The 18,499-nt window shown below is 41.1% G+C and carries 15 protein-coding genes; 13 read left to right on the forward strand and 2 right to left on the reverse strand.

The annotated features are described in order from the left end of the window. The 8 genes from FBF73_RS04685 (at nucleotide 1) to FBF73_RS04720 (ending at nucleotide 7,558) form a co-directional block, all read left to right on the forward strand. Entirely contained in the window at nucleotides 1-672 is a 672-nt protein-coding gene (locus FBF73_RS04685; RefSeq protein WP_136937125.1) for a GTP pyrophosphokinase, read from the forward strand. After that, nucleotides 656-1,474 (forward strand): NAD kinase, encoded by an 819-nt coding sequence (locus tag FBF73_RS04690; protein WP_033681742.1) that lies wholly within the window; start codon nucleotides 656-658, stop codon nucleotides 1,472-1,474. The genes FBF73_RS04685 and FBF73_RS04690 overlap by 17 nt, the downstream gene beginning before the upstream one ends. Beyond that, the gene (locus tag FBF73_RS04695; RefSeq protein WP_124787688.1) at nucleotides 1,471-2,367 is read left to right on the forward strand and encodes an RluA family pseudouridine synthase; all 897 of its coding nucleotides are present in this window, start codon (nucleotides 1,471-1,473) and stop codon (nucleotides 2,365-2,367) included. The genes FBF73_RS04690 and FBF73_RS04695 overlap by 4 nt, the downstream gene beginning before the upstream one ends. A gap of 43 nt (nucleotides 2,368-2,410) precedes the next feature. Then, nucleotides 2,411-3,385 (forward strand): phosphate acetyltransferase, encoded by a 975-nt coding sequence (gene pta, locus FBF73_RS04700; RefSeq protein ID WP_136937126.1) that lies wholly within the window; start codon nucleotides 2,411-2,413, stop codon nucleotides 3,383-3,385. Between the two features lie 82 nt (nucleotides 3,386-3,467). Further along, nucleotides 3,468-4,643, forward strand: a complete 1,176-nt coding sequence (gene mutY / locus FBF73_RS04705; protein WP_136937127.1) for an A/G-specific adenine glycosylase — start codon at nucleotides 3,468-3,470, stop codon at nucleotides 4,641-4,643. A gap of 54 nt (nucleotides 4,644-4,697) precedes the next feature. Next, entirely contained in the window at nucleotides 4,698-5,405 is a 708-nt protein-coding gene (gene yycF, locus FBF73_RS04710) for a response regulator YycF (protein WP_033681745.1), read from the forward strand. Further along, nucleotides 5,398-6,747, forward strand: a complete 1,350-nt coding sequence (vicK, locus tag FBF73_RS04715; protein ID WP_124787686.1) for a cell wall metabolism sensor histidine kinase VicK — start codon at nucleotides 5,398-5,400, stop codon at nucleotides 6,745-6,747. The genes yycF and vicK overlap by 8 nt, the downstream gene beginning before the upstream one ends. A 1-nt stretch (nucleotide 6,748) precedes the next feature. After that, the gene (locus FBF73_RS04720) at nucleotides 6,749-7,558 is read left to right on the forward strand and encodes an MBL fold metallo-hydrolase (protein WP_054384038.1); all 810 of its coding nucleotides are present in this window, start codon (nucleotides 6,749-6,751) and stop codon (nucleotides 7,556-7,558) included. 32 nt (nucleotides 7,559-7,590) lie between these two features. On the opposite strand, the gene FBF73_RS04725 is transcribed toward FBF73_RS04720, so the two are convergent. Together FBF73_RS04725 and FBF73_RS04730 are read right to left on the reverse strand one after the other, a co-directional pair. Continuing rightward, nucleotides 7,591-7,938 carry a thioredoxin gene (locus FBF73_RS04725; RefSeq protein ID WP_070479057.1) on the reverse strand — a complete coding sequence of 116 codons (348 nt, stop codon included), beginning with the start codon at nucleotides 7,936-7,938 and terminating at the stop codon, nucleotides 7,591-7,593. Between the two features lie 110 nt (nucleotides 7,939-8,048). Next, nucleotides 8,049-9,767, reverse strand: a complete 1,719-nt coding sequence (locus FBF73_RS04730) for a phospho-sugar mutase (protein WP_124787685.1) — start codon at nucleotides 9,765-9,767, stop codon at nucleotides 8,049-8,051. A gap of 153 nt (nucleotides 9,768-9,920) precedes the next feature. Between FBF73_RS04730 and FBF73_RS04735 the strand changes: the two genes are divergently transcribed. The 5 genes from FBF73_RS04735 (at nucleotide 9,921) to pulA (ending at nucleotide 18,394) form a co-directional block, all read left to right on the forward strand. After that, entirely contained in the window at nucleotides 9,921-11,822 is a 1,902-nt protein-coding gene (locus tag FBF73_RS04735) for an ABC-F family ATP-binding cassette domain-containing protein (protein WP_124787684.1), read from the forward strand. A 2-nt stretch (nucleotides 11,823-11,824) separates the two neighbouring features. Beyond that, nucleotides 11,825-12,688, forward strand: coding sequence for an XRE/MutR family transcriptional regulator (locus FBF73_RS04740; RefSeq protein ID WP_124787726.1), 864 nt, complete (start codon nucleotides 11,825-11,827; stop codon nucleotides 12,686-12,688). A 79-nt stretch (nucleotides 12,689-12,767) separates the two neighbouring features. Continuing rightward, nucleotides 12,768-13,946: an MFS transporter gene (locus tag FBF73_RS04745; RefSeq protein ID WP_124787683.1), complete on the forward strand. Its 1,179-nt coding sequence runs from the start codon at nucleotides 12,768-12,770 to the stop codon at nucleotides 13,944-13,946. A gap of 92 nt (nucleotides 13,947-14,038) precedes the next feature. Then, nucleotides 14,039-15,997, forward strand: coding sequence for an NAD-dependent DNA ligase LigA (gene ligA / locus FBF73_RS04750; protein WP_136937128.1), 1,959 nt, complete (start codon nucleotides 14,039-14,041; stop codon nucleotides 15,995-15,997). A gap of 117 nt (nucleotides 15,998-16,114) precedes the next feature. Continuing rightward, nucleotides 16,115-18,394, forward strand: coding sequence for a type I pullulanase (gene pulA, locus FBF73_RS04755; RefSeq protein WP_125411406.1), 2,280 nt, complete (start codon nucleotides 16,115-16,117; stop codon nucleotides 18,392-18,394). The last annotated feature ends 105 nt before the right edge of the window (nucleotides 18,395-18,499 follow it).

Below are 18,499 nucleotides of genomic sequence, written 5' to 3' on the forward strand. Positions count from 1 at the left end.
ATGACCTTAGAATGGGAAGAATTTCTAGATCCTTACATTCAAGCTGTTGGTGAGTTAAAGATTAAACTACGTGGTATTCGTAAGCAATATCGTAAGCAAAATAAGCATTCTCCGATTGAGTTTGTGACTGGTCGAGTCAAGCCAATTGAAAGTATCAAGGAAAAAATGCCTCGACGTGGTATTACTTATGCGACCTTGGAACACGATTTACAGGATATTGCTGGTTTGCGTGTGATGGTCCAGTTTGTAGATGATGTCCAAGAAGTTGTGGCTATTTTGCGCAAGCGTCAGGATATGCGGATTGTACAAGAGCGAGATTACATTACTCATCGAAAGGCTTCAGGCTACCGTTCCTATCATGTGGTAGTAGAATATATGGTTGACACCATCAATGGAGCCAAGACCATTTTGGCGGAAATTCAAATTCGTACTTTGGCCATGAATTTCTGGGCAACGATAGAACATTCTCTCAACTACAAGTACCAAGGGGATTTCCCAGAGGAAATTAAAAAGAGACTGGAAATTACTGCCAAAATTGCCCATCAGTTGGATGAAGAAATGGGTAAAATTCGAGATGATATCCAGGAAGCCCAGGCTCTTTTTGATCCTTTGAGTAGAAAATTAAATGACGGTGTAGGAAACAGTGACGATACAGATGAAGAATACAGGTAAACGAATTGACCTGATAGCTAATAGAAAACCGCAAAGTCAAAGGGTTTTGTATGAATTGCGAGATCGTTTGAAGAGAAACCAGTTTATACTCAATGATACCAATCCGGACATTGTCATCTCCATTGGTGGGGATGGTATGCTCTTGTCGGCCTTTCATAAGTACGAAAACCAGCTTGACAAGGTCCGCTTCATTGGTGTTCACACTGGACATTTGGGCTTCTATACGGACTACCGTGATTTTGAGTTGGATAAGCTAGTGACTAATTTGCAGCTAGATACTGGTGCAAAGGTATCATACCCTGTTCTAAATGTGAAGGTCTTTCTTGAAAATGGTGAAGTGAAGATTTTTAGAGCACTAAATGAAGCCAGTATCCGCAGGTCTGATCGAACCATGGTGGCGGACGTTGTGATTAATGGTGTTCACTTTGAACGTTTTCGTGGAGATGGGCTAACAGTTTCGACACCGACTGGTAGTACAGCCTATAACAAGTCGCTTGGTGGAGCTGTTTTACACCCAACCATTGAAGCTTTGCAATTAACGGAAATTGCAAGCCTTAACAATCGTGTTTATCGAACGCTGGGTTCGTCCATTATTGTTCCTAAAAAGGATAAGATTGAACTCATTCCAACGAGAAACGATTACCATACCATTTCTGTTGACAATAGCGTTTATTCTTTCCGCAATATTGAGCGAATTGAGTATCAAATCGACCATCATAAGATTCACTTTGTAGCATCACCTAGCCATACCAGTTTTTGGAATCGTGTTAAGGATGCATTTATCGGCGAGGTGGACGAATGAGGTTTGAATTTATCGCAGATGAGCATGTCAAGGTTAAGACCTTCTTAAAAAAGCATGAGGTTTCTAAGGGGCTGCTGGCTAAGATTAAGTTTCGAGGCGGAGCTATACTGGTCAATGACCAACCGCAAAATGCAACCTATCTATTGGATATTGGAGACCGCGTTACCATTGATATTCCCGCTGAGGAAGGCTTTGAAACTCTAGAAGCTATCGAGAGACCATTAGACATTCTCTATGAGGATGACCATTTTCTAGTCTTGAATAAACCCTATGGAGTTGCTTCTATTCCTAGTGTCAATCACTCCAATACCATTGCCAATTTTATTAAGGGTTACTATGTCAAGCAAAACTATGAAAATCAGCAGGTTCACATTGTGACTAGGCTCGATAGGGACACTTCTGGCTTGATGCTCTTTGCCAAGCACGGCTATGCCCATGCACGACTAGACAAGCAGTTGCAGAAAAAATCTATCGAGAAACGCTACTTTGCTTTGGTTAAAGGTGAAGGATACTTGGAGTCAGAGGGGGAAATTATTGCCCCGATTGCGCGTGATGAAGACTCCATTATTACCAGACGTGTAGCTAAAGGTGGAAAGTATGCTCATACTTCTTACAAGATTGTAGCTTCTTATGGAAATATTCACTTGGTCGATATTCGCCTGCACACTGGGCGAACCCACCAAATCCGAGTCCACTTTTCTCATATTGGTTTTCCTTTGTTGGGAGATGACTTGTACGGTGGTAGTCTAGATGATGGAATTCAGCGCCAAGCCCTACATTGCCATTACCTATCCTTTTATCATCCTTTTCTAGAGCAAGACTTGCAGTTAGAAAGTCCCTTGCCGGATGATTTCAGTAACCTTATTACCCAGTTATCAACTAATACTCTATAAAAATTGTTTCAGAGTATAATTATTATCTTAAAGGAGAAAACTCATGGAAGTTTTTGAAAGTCTCAAAGCCAACTTAGTTGGTAAAAATGCTCGTATCGTTCTCCCTGAAGGGGAAGAACCTCGTATTCTTCAAGCGACTAAACGCCTGGTAAAAGAAACAGAAGTGATTCCTGTTTTGCTTGGAAATCCTGAAAAAATTAAAATTTATCTTGAAATCGAAGGTATCGAGGACGGTTATGAAGTCATTGATCCTCAACACTACGATAAATTTGAAGAAATGGTTGCTGCCTTGGTAGAACGTCGCAAGGGCAAAATGTCTGAAGAAGATGCACGCAAGGTTTTGGTTGAAGATGTCAACTATTTTGGTGTTATGTTGGTTTACTTGGGCTTGGTTGATGGAATGGTGTCTGGAGCTATTCACTCAACAGCTTCAACAGTACGTCCAGCCCTGCAAATCATTAAAACTCGTCCAAATGTAACTCGTACTTCAGGTGCCTTCCTCATGGTTCGTGGTACGGAGCGTTACCTCTTTGGGGACTGTGCCATCAATATCAATCCAGACGCGGAAGCTTTGGCTGAAATTGCCATCAACTCAGCAATTACAGCTAAGATGTTTGGAATCGAGCCTAAAATTGCTATGCTAAGCTATTCTACTAAAGGTTCAGGATTTGGAGAAAGCGTTGATAAGGTTGTTGAGGCAACTAAAATTGCTCACGACTTGCGTCCTGACCTTGAAATCGATGGGGAATTGCAATTTGATGCAGCCTTCGTTCCAGAAACTGCAGCTCTGAAAGCTCCTGGAAGTACAGTAGCTGGTCAAGCAAATGTCTTCATCTTCCCAGGTATCGAGGCAGGAAATATCGGTTACAAGATGGCAGAACGTCTTGGCGGTTTTGCGGCTGTTGGACCTGTTTTGCAAGGTTTGAACAAGCCAGTTAACGACCTTTCTCGTGGATGCAATGCTGATGATGTTTACAAGTTAACCCTTATCACAGCAGCTCAAGCAGTTCATAAATAATATTTAGTCCTCTTTCCTTTGGGAAGAGGCTTTTTAATACTAGGAAAAGGACAGTTAGAGTCTTCTGTGTTATACTAGAGATATGTTAGATTTGAAAGAATACGGTATCGTCATGTGGCCGGATGAGAAGATTGTTTCTTTCCGTGAGAAACTTCTTGCCTGGTATGATGAAAACAAAAGAGATTTACCTTGGAGGAGAAGTAAAAATCCTTATCATATCTGGGTGTCTGAAATTATGCTTCAGCAAACCAGGGTGGATACGGTTATTCCTTACTACGAACGATTCTTGGACTTGTTTCCGACAGTGGAAAGTTTGGCAACTGCGCCTGAAGAGCGTTTACTGAAGGCTTGGGAAGGTTTGGGTTATTATTCTCGAGTTCGCAATATGCAGGCTGCTGCCCAGCAGATTATGACTGACTTTGGTGGTCAATTTCCAAATACCTATGAAGGAATTTCTAGCTTGAAAGGGATTGGTCCTTACACAGCAGGAGCCATTTCCAGTATTGCTTTTAACTTGCCTGAGCCAGCTGTAGATGGTAATGTCATGCGAGTTTTGGCCCGTCTATTTGAAGTCAACCACGATATTGGGATTCCAAGTAATCGAAAAATTTTTCAGGCAATGATGGAAATCCTGATTGACCCAGAACGGCCAGGTGACTTTAATCAAGCCTTGATGGACTTAGGATCTAATATTGAGGCGCCTGTAAATCCCAGACCAGAAGAAAGCCCAGTTAAGGACTTTAGTGCGGCATATCAGAATGGCACAATGGACCGTTATCCAATCAAGGCTCCCAAGAAAAAGCCGATTCCTATTTACCTTACAGCCTTGGTGGTCAAAAATACTCAGGGACAATTTTTACTTGAAAAAAATGAAAGCGAAAAGCTATTGGCAGGCTTTTGGCATTTCCCCTTGATAGAAGTTGATAACTTTTCGCAAGAAGAGCAGTTTGACCTCTTTCATCAGGTTGCAGAAGAAAATGTGAACTTTGGTCCCAGTCCAGAAGAGAGTTTTCAGCAGGACTATGACCTAGATGTTGACTGGCTTGATGTTTATTTTGAGACTGTCAATCATGTTTTTAGCCATCGTAAGTGGCATGTACAGATTGTAGCAGGTCAGGTAAGTGATTTCCATGATTTTTCAGATAGGGAAGTTCGCTGGCTTTCACCAGAAGAATTCAAGGATGTTCCACTTGCTAAACCCCAACAAAAAATCTGGCAGGCTTATGCAAAAGCCAACTTAGACAGTAGCAAAGACTAGCTATTGTGTCTTCTTGTTATTTTTTGATATAATAGTAGAGAAAAAGGTGAACAAATGAAAAAAATATTAATTGTAGATGATGAAAAACCAATCTCGGATATTATCAAGTTTAATATGACCAAGGAAGGTTACGAAGTTGTAACTGCTTTTAATGGTCGTGAAGCGCTAGAACAATTTGAAGCAGAGCAACCAGATATTATTATTCTGGATTTGATGCTTCCAGAAATTGATGGTTTAGAAGTTGCTAAGACAATTCGTAAGACTAGTAGTGTGCCTATTATCATGCTTTCTGCTAAAGATAGCGAATTTGATAAGGTTATCGGTTTAGAGCTTGGAGCAGATGACTATGTGACAAAACCCTTCTCAAATCGTGAGTTGCAGGCGCGTGTCAAAGCTCTTCTCCGTCGCACGGACTTGGCTTCTGTAGATAATCAAGAATCAGATGAAAAGAAAACCCAGCCCTTGCAAATTGGGGACTTGGAGATTGTGCCAGATGCCTATGTGGCTAAGAAATACGGTGAAGAACTAGACTTAACCCACCGCGAATTTGAACTCTTGTACCACTTGGCCTCTCATATCGGTCAAGTGATTACGCGTGAACACTTGCTTGAAACGGTCTGGGGTTATGATTATTTCGGAGATGTTCGGACTGTTGACGTAACTATCAGACGTTTGCGTGAGAAGATTGAAGACACACCAAGTCGTCCTGAGTATATTCTAACACGTCGCGGTGTTGGTTATTATATGAGAAATAATGATTAAACTAATTAAAGATACAGTTTTAACCAGTGATTTTATCTTTATCCTCATTTTACTTGGCTTTATTTTAGTGGTGACCTTGCTCTTACTAGAAAATCGTCGAGATAATATTCGGTTGAAGCAAATTAACCAAAAAGTTAAAGACCTGATTGCAGGAGATTATTCTCAGGTATTGGATATGCAGGGAAGCTCTGAAATCACTAATATTACCAATAATCTCAATGATTTATCAGAAGTAATCCGCTTGACTCAAGAAAATCTGGAACAAGAGAGTAAACGATTGCACAGTATCCTCTCTTACATGACAGACGGAGTCCTTGCGACCAATCGTCGTGGCAAGATTACTATGATTAATGACATGGCTAAGAAACAGCTAGGCGTTCAGAAGGAAGAGATTCTTAATAAAAGTATTCTAGAATTGCTTAAGATTGAAGATGAGTATGAACTTCGTGATTTGATTACCCAAGTTCCTGAGCTTATGATTGATTCTCAGGATGCCAATGGTGAATATCTGAGCCTTCGTGTACGCTTCGCCTTGGTCCGTCGTGAGTCTGGTTTTATCTCAGGTTTAGTTGCTGTTTTACACGATACGACAGAGCAGGAGAAGGAGGAGCGCGAACGGAGACTCTTTGTTTCGAACGTTAGTCATGAACTACGTACTCCTCTAACTAGTGTGAAATCCTATCTTGAAGCCTTGGATGAGGGGGCCTTGTCAGAACCTGTCGCACCAGACTTTATCAAGGTGTCTCTAGATGAAACCAACCGTATGATGAGGATGGTGACGGATCTCCTCCATCTTTCACGGATTGATAATGCAACCAGTCACCTAGATGTGGAATTGATCAATTTCACTGCCTTTATTACCTTTATCCTCAACCGTTTTGATCAGATAAGAGGGCAGGATGAAGAGAAGAAATATGAACTGGTGAGAGATTATCCAATTACCTCAGTCTGGATTGAAATTGATACAGACAAGATGACACAGGTGATTGATAATATTCTCAACAATGCCATTAAATATTCTCCAGATGGTGGGAAAATCACAGTGACCATGAAGACAACTGATGATCAGATGATTTTATCCATTTCAGACCAAGGATTGGGTATTCCTAAACAAGATTTGCCACTTATCTTTGACCGTTTTTATCGTGTGGATCGTGCTAGAAGTCGTGCCCAAGGTGGTACTGGTTTAGGACTAGCTATCGCTAAAGAGATTATCAAACAACATAAGGGCTTTATTTGGGCCAAGAGTGAATATGGTAAGGGATCAACCTTTACCATTGTGCTCCCTTATGATAAGGATGCAGTGAAAGAAGAAGTCTGGGAGGACGAAATAGAAGAATAGAATGAGTGAAATAGGCTTTAAATACAGTATTTTAGCGTCGGGTTCCAGTGGAAATTCCTTTTATCTGGAAACCCCAAAAAAGAAGCTTTTAGTAGATGCAGGCTTGTCTGGTAAGAAAATCACCAGCTTACTTGCTGAAATTAATCGTAAGCCAGAAGATTTGGATGCCATCTTGATTACACATGAGCATTCAGACCATATCCACGGAGTGGGAGTTTTGGCTCGCAAGTATGGTATGGATTTGTATGCCAATGAAAAGACCTGGCAGGCTATGGAAAATAGTAAGTATCTTGGCAAGGTGGATTCTTCGCAAAAGCATATCTTTGAGATGGGTAAAACCAAAACCTTTGGAGATATAGACATCGAGAGTTTTGGTGTTAGCCATGATGCAGTCGCACCGCAGTTCTATCGCTTTATGAAGGATGATAAGAGTTTTGTCCTTTTGACAGATACAGGCTATGTTAGTGACCGTATGGCAGGGATTGTCGAAAATGCAGATGGTTATCTTATCGAGTCCAATCATGATGTAGAGATTTTGCGAGCTGGCTCTTACGCTTGGCGACTCAAACAACGAATCCTATCGGATCTGGGTCACCTTTCTAACGAGGACGGTGCTGAAGCTATGATTCGGACCCTAGGAAATCGCACTAAGAAAATCTACCTTGGGCATTTATCTAAGGAAAACAATATCAAGGAGCTGGCTCACATGACCATGGTCAACCAGCTAGCCCAAGCTGATTTAGGTGTAGGAGTAGACTTTAAGGTTTATGATACCTCACCAGATACCGCAACACCATTGACAGATATATAAAAAGAAGGCGAGTGCCTTCTTTTTAATATATTTTACAATCCTGCAAATTCTTTGATTTCTTGTGCTGACATTGAAGAGTCGCAACGGACATTGATTTGTCCATCTGAAATGTGAACAAAACCTGGTACAGTTGGGATACCATAGCGTGAGCGGAATGCTTGTAACTCATTGAGTTGGCTTGGTTCTTCACTATTGATGAAGTAGATGTGAGCTTTAGTTTCAGCTACGACACCTGCCAAGGTACCAGCAAATTTACGGCAGTAAGGGCAAGTTTTGCGACCGATAAAGAAGGTTGCAGTTTCTTTTTTATCAAGAGCTTCTTGCGCACGCGCAACTGTAGTGACTTCAAGGTCTTTGATGTTATCTAAAAATTGTTCCATGAGATTACCTCGCTTTCATTGATATGTCTAGTATGCCATAAAGTTTCTAAAATTGCTTAGATTTGATACGAAAAAAGATGAAATTGGTTGGTCTCATCTTTTATAGGGCTTTATTTTACAAAAGCATTGATTTCTGCTTCGATATTAGCAATCTTAGCTTGTGATTCTTCGTTAGTTTCACCTACAACTGCAATGTAGAACTTGATTTTTGGTTCTGTACCTGAAGGGCGAACAGCAATCCATGATCCATCAGCAAGTGTGTATTTCAACACATCACTTGGAGGAGTTGTCAAGTTTGTAACAGTACCGTCAGCAGCAGTAGCAGTTTGAGCTTTAAAGTCTTCTACGACAGTGATAGCTGTTGCGTTCCATTCTTTTGGAGCATTATTGCGGAATTTAGCCATAATCGCTTTGATTTGTTCTGCACCATCGACGCCAGAAAGGGTAACAGAGATAGTCTTTTCTGCGTAGTAGCCATATTCTTTATAGATTTCTTCGATACCGTCAGCAAGGGTCAAACCACGTGAACGGTAGTAGGCAGCAAGTTCAGCAACGACTAGAACGGCTTGGATAGCATCTTTATCACGTACGAATGGTTTAATCAAGTAACCGAAGCTTTCTTCAAATCCCATCATGTATGTGTGATTGTGTTTTTCTTCGAACTCTTGGATTTTTTCAGCGATAAATTTGAAACCTGTCAAAACATTGAACATAGTTGCGCCGTAGCTTTCAGCAATCTTCGTTACCAAGTCAGTTGATACGATAGATTTGCAAAGGGCTGCATTTTCAGGAAGAGTTCCAGCATTTTTATGGGCTTCCAAGATGTATTTAGCCATGATAGCACCGATTTGGTTACCTGATAGGTTAAGGTAGCTACCATCTTTTTGAAGAACTTCAACACCAACACGGTCAGCGTCAGGGTCAGTTGCCACAAGAACATCTGCACCAACTTGACGACCAAGTTCTTCAGCAAGAGCAAAGGCTGCTTGGCTTTCTGGGTTTGGAGATTTTACAGTTGAGAAGTCTGGGTCGGCAGTTGCTTGCGCTTCAACGACTTGAACAGAATCAAATCCTGCTTGGGCAAGGGCACGACGAGCTAACATTTCACCAGTACCATGAAGTGGTGTATAGACAATCTTCATGTCTTTACCAAATTCTTCAATCAAGGATGGGTTGATGTTAACGTCCTTGACTTCTTTGAGGTATTCCACATCGACAGCTTCGCCGATAACTTCAATCAAGCCAGAAGCTTTTTCAGCTTCCACATCAGCAACTTCAACTGCAAATGGATTTTCGATTGCACGGATATAAGTAGTCAAAGCGTCCGCGTCGTGTGGAGGCATTTGTCCACCGTCTTCACCGTAAACCTTGTAACCGTTAAATGGAGCAGGATTGTGGCTGGCTGTGACCATGATACCTGCGAAACAGTTGAGATGACGAACTGCAAATGATAGTTCTGGAGTTGGACGGAGGCTTTCAAATACGTAAGATTTGATGCCGTGTTTAGCAAGAACTGCCGCAGACTCAAAGGCAAACTCAGGTGAGAAGTGACGGCTATCGTAGGCAATTGCCACACCACGTTCTTTTTCATTTCCACCTTTTGACTCGATCAAACGAGCCAATCCTTCAGTAGCTTGGCGAACAACGTAGATGTTGATACGGTTTGTCCCAGCACCAATCAAGCCACGCATACCTGCAGTACCAAATTCAAGGTTTGTATAGAAGGCATCTTCCTTCGTTTTTTCATCCATATTTTCCAAATCTTGACGAAGGTAGTCAGGAAGCTCCGCAAAATCAACCCATTTCTGGTAATTTTCTTGGTAAGACATTAACATTCTCCTTTTTGTAAATTGTTTTAACCGTTCACATTATAGCACTTTTTAGCATTTTAGTAAAACGGCAGCATAAATTTCATAAAAGTGGTGTTATATGCTGGTTTATCAAGTCTTGAATGCCTTAGGGAAACATGCTATACTGTTTGTATGATTATTTTACAAGCTAATAAAATTGAACGTTCTTTTGCAGGAGAGGTTCTTTTTGATAATATCAACCTGCAGGTTGATGAACGAGATCGGATTGCCCTTGTTGGGAAAAATGGTGCAGGTAAGTCTACTCTTTTGAAGATTTTGGTTGGAGAAGAGGAGCCAACTAGTGGAGAAATCAATAAGAAAAAAGATATTTCTCTGTCTTACCTAGCCCAAGATAGCCGTTTTGAGTCTGAAAATACCATCTACGACGAGATGCTTCATGTCTTTGATGACTTGCGTCGAACGGAGAAACAACTTCGTCAGATGGAGTTGGAGATGGGTGAAAAGTCTGGTGAGGATTTGGATAAGCTGATGTCAGATTACGACCGCTTATCTGAGAATTTTCGTCAGGCAGGTGGCTTTACCTATGAAGCTGATATTCGAGCGATTTTGAATGGATTCAAGTTTGACGAATCTATGTGGCAGATGAAAATTGCAGATCTTTCTGGTGGTCAAAATACTCGCTTGGCTCTAGCCAAAATGCTCCTTGAAAAACCTAATCTCTTGGTCTTGGACGAGCCAACCAACCACTTGGATATTGAAACTATTGCTTGGCTAGAGCATTACTTGATAAATTATAGCGGTGCTCTCATTATTGTCAGCCACGACCGTTATTTCTTAGACAAGGTTGCGACAATTACGCTAGATTTGACCAAGCATTCCTTGGATCGTTATGTGGGCAATTACTCTCGTTTTGTCGAGTTGAAGGAGCAAAAACTAGCAACTGAGGCAAAAAACTATGAAAAGCAACAGAAGGAAATTGCTGCTCTGGAAGACTTTGTCAATCGCAATCTAGTCCGAGCTTCAACGACCAAACGTGCCCAATCTCGTCGTAAACAACTAGAAAAAATGAACCGCTTAGACAAGCCTGAAGCTGGTAAGAAATCAGCCAATATGACCTTCCAGTCTGAGAAAACCTCGGGTAATGTTGTTCTGACTGTTGAAAATGCGGCTATTGGCTATGATGGGGAAGTATTGTCAGAGCCTATTAACCTAGACCTTCGTAAGATGAATGCTATTGCCATCGTTGGTCCCAATGGTATTGGCAAGTCAACCTTTATCAAATCAATCGTGGATCAGATTCCTTTTATCAAGGGTGAAAAGCGCTTTGGGGCTAATGTTGAGGTTGGTTACTATGACCAAAGCCAAAGCAAGCTGACACCAAGTAATACTGTATTGGATGAACTCTGGAATGATTTTAAACTGACACCAGAAGTTGAAATCCGCAACCGTCTAGGTGCCTTCCTTTTCTCAGGAGATGATGTTAAAAAATCAGTCGGTATGCTGTCAGGTGGCGAAAAAGCTCGTTTGCTTTTAGCTAAATTGTCTATGGAAAACAATAACTTCTTGATTCTGGATGAGCCAACCAACCACTTGGATATTGATAGCAAGGAAGTGCTAGAAAATGCCTTGATTGACTTTGATGGAACCTTGCTTTTTGTCAGCCACGACCGTTACTTTATCAATCGTGTGGCAACTCATGTATTGGAATTGTCTGAGAATGGCTCGACTCTTTACTTGGGTGATTACGACTACTATGTCGAGAAGAAAGCAGAAGTAGAAATGAGTCAGACTGAGGAAGCTTCAACTAGCAATCAAGCAAAGGAAGCAAGTCCAGTCAATGACTATCAGGCTCAGAAAGAAAGTCAAAAAGAAGTTCGCAAACTCATGCGACAAATCGAAACTCTAGAAGCTGAAATTGAAGAACTAGAAAGTCAAAGCCAAGCCATTTCTGAACAAATGTTGGAAACCAACGAAGCAGGTAAACTCATGGAATTACAGGCTGAGCTGGACAAAATCAGCCATCGTCAGGAAGAAGCTATGCTTGAATGGGAAGAATTATCAGAGCAGGTGTAAAGATGGAACATCTTGGAAAAGTATTTCGTGAATTTCGAACAAGTGGAAATTATTCTTTAAAGGAAGCGGCAGGGGAGTCCTGTTCAACTTCCCAGTTATCTCGCTTTGAGCTTGGGGAGTCTGACCTAGCAGTCTCACGTTTCTTTGAGATTTTGGATAACATTCATGTTACAATCGAAAATTTCATGGACAAGGCAAGGAATTTTCATAATCATGAACATGTTGCCATGATGGGACAAATTGTGCCTCTTTACTATTCAAATGATATTGCAGGTTTTCAAAAGCTTCAAAGGGAACAACTTGAAAAAGCTAAGAGTTCGACGACTCCCCTTTATTTTGAGCTGAATTGGATTTTGTTACAAGGTCTGATTTGTCAAAGAGATTCGAGTTATGAGATGAAACAGGATGATTTGGATAAGGTAGCAGATTATCTCTTCAAAACAGAAGAATGGACCATGTATGAGTTGATTCTTTTCGGGAACCTCTATAGTTTCTACGATGTGGACTATGTCACTCGGATTGGTAGAGAAGTTATGGAGAGGGAGGAATTTTACCAAGAGATTGGTCGCCATAAGAGATTGGTGTTGATTTTGGCCCTCAATTGTTATCAACATTGTTTAGAGCATCTTTCTTTTGATAATGCTAGTTATTTCGAGGCTTATATAGAGAAGATTATTGGTAAAGGGATCAAACTGTATGAGCGTAATATTTTCCATTATCTAAAAGGATTTTCCTTGTACCAAAAAGGACAGTGTAAAGAAGGGTGTAAGCAGATGCAAGAAGCCATGCATATTTTTGACCTACTAGGTCTTCCAGAGCAAGTAGCCTACTATCAGGAACACTACGAGAAATTTGTCAAAGATTAGTTTTCCCAAATAAGGGAAAAAATAAAAAGCTCCTTTCAGTTTTGATACAATAGTTTCAAAATTTGAGAGGAGTTTTTATATGAATCGCTATGCAGTACAGTTGATTAGCCGCGGAGCTGTTAACAAGATAGGGAATATGCTCTATGATTATGGAAATAGTGTCTGGTTGGCGTCCATGGGTACTATCGGGCAGACTGTTTTAGGAATGTATCAGATTTCTGAACTCGTCACATCTATTCTCGTCAATCCTTTTGGTGGAGTTATTTCAGACCGTTTTTCTCGTCGTAGGATTTTAATGGCGACAGACCTTGTTTGTGGGATTCTTTGTCTGGCTATTTCTTTCATAAGGAATGACAGCTGGATGATTGGGGCTTTGATTTTTGCCAATATTGTTCAGGCGGTTGCATTTGCATTTTCTCGTACAGCCAATAAAGCCATTATAACTGAGGTTGTTGAGAAAGACGAGATTGTGACCTACAATGCTCGCTTAGAGTTAGCCTTGCAGGTTGTAGCTGTAAGTTCTCCTGTACTTTCCTTCCTTGTTTTACAATTTGCCAGTCTCCATACGACGCTTGTTTTAGATGCCATTAGTTTTTTCATCGCATTTACCTTGGTAGCTTTTCTCCCTAAAAAAGAGACTCAGGAACAAGAGAAAAAGACTTTCAGCTGGAAAGCCATTTTTGCTGATATGAAAGATGGACTTGCCTATATTTGGAGCCAGAAAGAAATCTTTTTCCTTTTGTTAGTAGCTTCCAGTGTTAATTTCTTTTTTGCCGCTTTTGAATTTCTCCTCCCCTTTTCAAATAGGCTTTACGGAGTAGAAGGAGCCTATGCAAGTATTTTAACTATGGGGGCTATTGGTTCCATCATTGGGGCTCTTCTAGCTAGTAAAATTAAAGCTAATGTTTATAATCTTTTGATTTTACTGGCTTTGACAGGTGTCGGAGTTCTTATGATGGGATTACCACTTCCAAATTTGCTTTCCTTTTCTGGAAATTTAGTTTGTGAATTGTTTATGACAATTTTTAATATTCACTTTTTTACTCAGGTGCAAACCAAGGTTGAGGGGGAATATTTGGGGAGAGTATTAAGCACAATTTTTACCTTAGCCATTCTATTTATGCCTATTGCCAAAGGTTTTATGACAGTGCTACCAAGTGTACATCTCTTTTCTTTCTTGATAATTGGAAGCGGGGTTATCATCCTGTCTTGTCTATCCCTCGTGTATGTGCGAACTCATTTTGAAAAAGAGACATAAGTTTGCTTGTACTTCAAAAATAATTCCAATCTGAGTGTTTTTTCCGCCCTTCTCGTTTGTGAGGAGGGCTTACTTTGTGGTAAAATGGTTTTATGAATAAAAGAATGAATGAGTTAGTCGCCTTGCTCAATCGCTATGCGACTGAGTACTATACCAGCGATAATCCGTCGGTTTCTGACAGTGAGTATGATCGCCTTTACCGAGAGTTGGTTGAGTTAGAAACTGCCTATCCAGATCAAGTGTCAGCAGACAGTCCAACCCATCGTGTTGGTGGTAAGGTTTTAGATGGTTTTGAAAAATACAGTCATCAGTATCCTCTTTATAGTTTGCAGGATGCTTTTTCACGTGAGGAGCTTGAAGCTTTTGACGCGCGTGTTCGTAAGGAAGTAGCCCATCCAACCTATATTTGTGAGCTGAAAATCGATGGCTTGTCTATCTCGCTGACTTATGAAAAGGGGATTTTAGTTGTTGGTGCAACACGTGGAGACGGTTCTGTTGGGGAAAATATCACAGAAAACCTCAAGCGTGTTAAGGACATTCCTTTGACCTTGCCAGAAGAACTAGATATCACAGTTCGTGGGGAGTGTTACATGCCACGCGCTTCTTTTGATCAGGTCAACCAAGCTCGCCAAGAAAATGGAGAGCCTGAATTTGCCAATCCTCGTAATGCGGCAGCAGGAACCCTGCGTCAGCTGGATACAGCAGTAGTAGCCAAGCGCAATCTTGCAACCTTTCTCTATCAAGAAGCCAGCCCTTCAACTCGAGATAGTCAAGAAAAGGTTTTGAAGCACCTAGAACAACTAGGTTTTGTAGTCAATCCTAAGCGAATCTTGGCTGAAAACATAGATGAAATCTGGGATTTTATCCAAGAAGTAGGAGAGGAACGGGACAATCTGCCTTATGATATCGATGGGGTGGTGATCAAGGTCAACGACCTAGCAGGTCAAGAAGAACTTGGCTTTACCGTTAAGGCTCCAAAGTGGGCAGTGGCCTACAAGTTCCCAGCTGAAGAAAAAGAAGCTCAACTCTTATCAGTTGACTGGACAGTTGGCCGTACGGGTGTTGTAACCCCAACTGCCAATCTAACACCAGTACAACTAGCTGGTACAACTGTTAGCCGTGCGACTCTGCACAATGTGGATTATATTGCTGAAAAAGATATCCGTAAAGACGACACGGTTATCGTCTGTAAGTCTGGAGATATTATCCCTGCCGTCTTGCGTGTGGTAGAATCCAAACGGATTTCTGAAGAAAAACTAGATATTCCATCAAATTGCCCAAGTTGTGATAGTCAGTTGCTTCATTTTGAAGATGAAGTTGCCTTACGTTGTGTTAACCCCGATTGCCCAGCACAAATCATGGGAAGTTTGATTCACTTTGCCTCTCGAGATGCCATGAATATCACAGGCCTTGGGCCATCTATTGTTGAGAAACTCTTTGCTGCAGATCTAGTCAAGGATGTGGCAGATATTTACCGTTTGAAAGAAGAAGATTTCCTCCTTTTAGAAGGTGTTAAGGAAAAGTCCGCTTCTAAACTGTATCAGGCTATCCAAGCATCAAAGGAAAATTCTGCCGAGAAGCTCTTGTTTGGTCTGGGAATTCGTCATGTAGGAAGCAAGGCCAGTCAGCTCTTACTCCAACATTTTCATTCAATCGAAAATCTGGCTCAGGCAGATCCAGAGGAAGTGGCTAGTATTGAAAGTCTGGGTGGCGTGATTGCCAAGAGTCTTCAGACTTACTTTGCGACAGAAGGCTCTGAAATTCTCCTCAGAGAATTGAAAGAAGCTGGAGTCAATCTGGATTATAAAGGTCAGACAGTAGTAGCGGATGCAGCCTTGTCAGGCTTGACCGTTGTATTGACAGGAAAATTGGAACGGCTCAAGCGCTCAGAAGCTAAAAGTAAACTCGAAAGTCTTGGTGCCAAGGTAACAGGCAGTGTTTCTAAAAAGACCGACCTCGTTGTGGCAGGTGTAGATGCTGGAAGTAAACTTCAAAAGGCACAAGAACTTGGTATCGAAGTTCGAGATGAAGCTTGGCTAGAAAGTCTGTAATGAACGTTTAAAAACAGAGTTTAGACAGTATAACTAGTTTGTTAATCGGGACAAAATCGGTCAAGAATTTATTAGTAAAATAGAAACAAATCAAGAAGTAAAGAGGAAAAATAAAAAATGTTTAACTACCCTATGCGCATTCATTACCATCGTAAGAATGGAGAATACGATACTTGCTCTTTTGTAAAAAGTCAGGATCAACGAATTGATTTGCTGACCTACAAAGAAGATTATTTTGGCGCCTTATTTAGTTTTGAACACCCAAGTGCTCATGCCCTAGAAAGCTTGAATTTTGTGGTTCATACAGGCCAAACTAGTAAAGAGTATGCTATCCGTTTTAATCACTATCCTCTTTTAACAGAAGTCTGGATTTTGGAAGGGGATGATAGGATTTATTATTCTGAAAATCCTGCTATTGCCAGTCCTTTCTATAAGAATCAAAATCCTTTTGCCTTTGACAAGGCTATCAATAGTGCTAGTTTCGACCACCACTGGGGGTACCAAGGTGAATTGGGTTGCCGTGTAGAGGATAATCAGGCTCATTTTGCCCTTTGGGCTCCTACAGCTACAGAAGTACAGGTTGTCGTTTATGAATCAGCTGCTAATGATGCTCCTGTTTGGAAAACATTTGATATGGAAAGAGGCAATAGCTACTCCTATAATCATAAGGACAATACAATCGGTGTCTGGAGTTTGGATGTTGAGGAAGATTTGACTGGTAAGGCTTATCAGTATCAAGTTCAATTCCCTCACCACCAAACACTGACACGAGACCCATACACAATTGCGACCAGTCCCGATGGCAAACGATCAGCTATCCTGAGCCATGAAGAAAAGCAAGTTGCAAACTTCGAGGTCAAGCACGGTTCAGAGGCTACTTGGCGCTTGACAAATCCATGTAAGGCAGTTATTTGTGAAATGCACATTCGTGATTTGACCAAATCATCGACCTCAGGTGTGGATGAACATCTTCGAGGAACTTTCTTGGGTGCTGCTCAGACTGGAACGGTTAACCAGTACGGTCAGTCAACTGCTTTTGATTACATCAAGAAGATAGGCTACAATTATGTTCAATTGCAACCAATTGCAGACCGTCACAAAGAATATGATGCGGATGGGAATGTAACCTACAACTGGGGTTATGATCCACAAAACTATAATGCACCAGAAACGAGCCTTTCAACCAATCCAGATGATCCAGCTCAGGTTATTCGTGATTTGAAGACCATGGTTCAAGCTTATCATGATGCGGGTATTGGTGTCATTATGGATGTGGTCTATAATCATACCTTCTCAGTAGTTGATGCACCTTTCCAAACAACTGTCCCTGATTATTATTATCGTATGAATCCAGACGGTACCTTCCAGAATGGAACGGGTGTTGGAAATGAAACAGCCAGTGAACACGAAATGTTCCGCAAGTACATGATTGATTCTCTCCTATACTGGGTGCAGGAATACAATATTGACGGCTTCCGTTTTGACTTAATGGGGATTCATGATGTCAAGACCATGCAGATGATTCGTCAGAGCTTGGATGAAATTGATCCTAACATTATCCTCTATGGAGAAGGCTGGGATATGGGAACAGGTCTTGCGCCTTATGATAAGGCTAAGAAGGACAATGCCTACCAGATGCCAAACATTGGTTTCTTTAATGACAATCAGCGTGATGCTGTCAAAGGTGGAGAAGTTTATGGTACTATCAAGTCAGGTTTTGTTAGTGGTGCTGCGACAGAGCCAATTCTTGCCAAAGCAATCCTAGGCAGTCGTGAATTAGGAACCTATACACATCCAAACCAAGTGCTCAACTACGTGGAGGCCCATGACAATTACAATCTTCACGATTTGTTGGCAACCCTACATCCAGACCAAAGTTCAGAGCAAATCATGCGTAAGGTCGAAACTGCCACAGCTATGAATCTACTCATGCAAGGGATGGCCTTTATGGAAATCGGTCAAGAATTTGGTCGTACCAAACTGGTTGCGACTGGTGAAAATGGTGAGCTGACACATGATGATAGAGAACGTGCTATGAATAGCTATAATGCTCCTGACAGCGTCAATCAAGTGAACTGGGACTTGATTAATGAGCGTCAAGATAGTATTGCGTTTATCCGTCAGATGATTCGATTGAAGACAGAAAGCAGTGCCTTTTCTTATCCAACTTATGATGAGATTTACCATCATGTTTTTGTTCATTCAGCCAACGAACATAGTGGTTGGATTGTCTATGAGATTCAAGGGGAAGAACATTTACTGGTTGTATTTAATGCTAAAGGACAAGACTTCCAGTTTGAAAATGCTGGAAATCTAGAATTATTGGTGACCAATAGCCATTTAAGTGATAAAGACATGGTTGGTGGCGTCAGTGCCAGCGTCTTTAAAGTTTTGTAGAATAGAATTACAATTTAAATTCATTTGCAGTACTTTATCTCTTAAAAACAATAAAATCAGGAAATTCATTTCCTGGTTTATTTTTTTACTTAAAATTATTTTTTT

The organism is Streptococcus mitis (assembly GCF_005144795.1).
Taxonomy (GTDB): domain Bacteria; phylum Bacillota; class Bacilli; order Lactobacillales; family Streptococcaceae; genus Streptococcus; species Streptococcus mitis_BB.

Bases quoted from the DNA above. Each gene is read 5' to 3' on its own strand.
- FBF73_RS04685 (WP_136937125.1), top strand. From the start codon at position 1: ATGACCTTAGAATGGGAAGAATTTCTAGATCCTTACATTCAAGCTGTT.
- FBF73_RS04690 (WP_033681742.1), top strand. From the start codon at position 656: ATGAAGAATACAGGTAAACGAATTGACCTGATAGCTAATAGAAAACCG.
- FBF73_RS04695 (WP_124787688.1), top strand. From the start codon at position 1,471: ATGAGGTTTGAATTTATCGCAGATGAGCATGTCAAGGTTAAGACCTTC.
- pta (WP_136937126.1), top strand. From the start codon at position 2,411: ATGGAAGTTTTTGAAAGTCTCAAAGCCAACTTAGTTGGTAAAAATGCT.
- mutY (WP_136937127.1), top strand. From the start codon at position 3,468: ATGTTAGATTTGAAAGAATACGGTATCGTCATGTGGCCGGATGAGAAG.
- yycF (WP_033681745.1), top strand. From the start codon at position 4,698: ATGAAAAAAATATTAATTGTAGATGATGAAAAACCAATCTCGGATATT.
- vicK (WP_124787686.1), top strand. From the start codon at position 5,398: ATGATTAAACTAATTAAAGATACAGTTTTAACCAGTGATTTTATCTTT.
- FBF73_RS04720 (WP_054384038.1), top strand. From the start codon at position 6,749: ATGAGTGAAATAGGCTTTAAATACAGTATTTTAGCGTCGGGTTCCAGT.
- FBF73_RS04725 (WP_070479057.1), bottom strand. From the start codon at position 7,938: ATGGAACAATTTTTAGATAACATCAAAGACCTTGAAGTCACTACAGTT.
- FBF73_RS04730 (WP_124787685.1), bottom strand. From the start codon at position 9,767: ATGTCTTACCAAGAAAATTACCAGAAATGGGTTGATTTTGCGGAGCTT.
- FBF73_RS04735 (WP_124787684.1), top strand. From the start codon at position 9,921: ATGATTATTTTACAAGCTAATAAAATTGAACGTTCTTTTGCAGGAGAG.
- FBF73_RS04740 (WP_124787726.1), top strand. From the start codon at position 11,825: ATGGAACATCTTGGAAAAGTATTTCGTGAATTTCGAACAAGTGGAAAT.
- FBF73_RS04745 (WP_124787683.1), top strand. From the start codon at position 12,768: ATGAATCGCTATGCAGTACAGTTGATTAGCCGCGGAGCTGTTAACAAG.
- ligA (WP_136937128.1), top strand. From the start codon at position 14,039: ATGAATAAAAGAATGAATGAGTTAGTCGCCTTGCTCAATCGCTATGCG.
- pulA (WP_125411406.1), top strand. From the start codon at position 16,115: ATGTTTAACTACCCTATGCGCATTCATTACCATCGTAAGAATGGAGAA.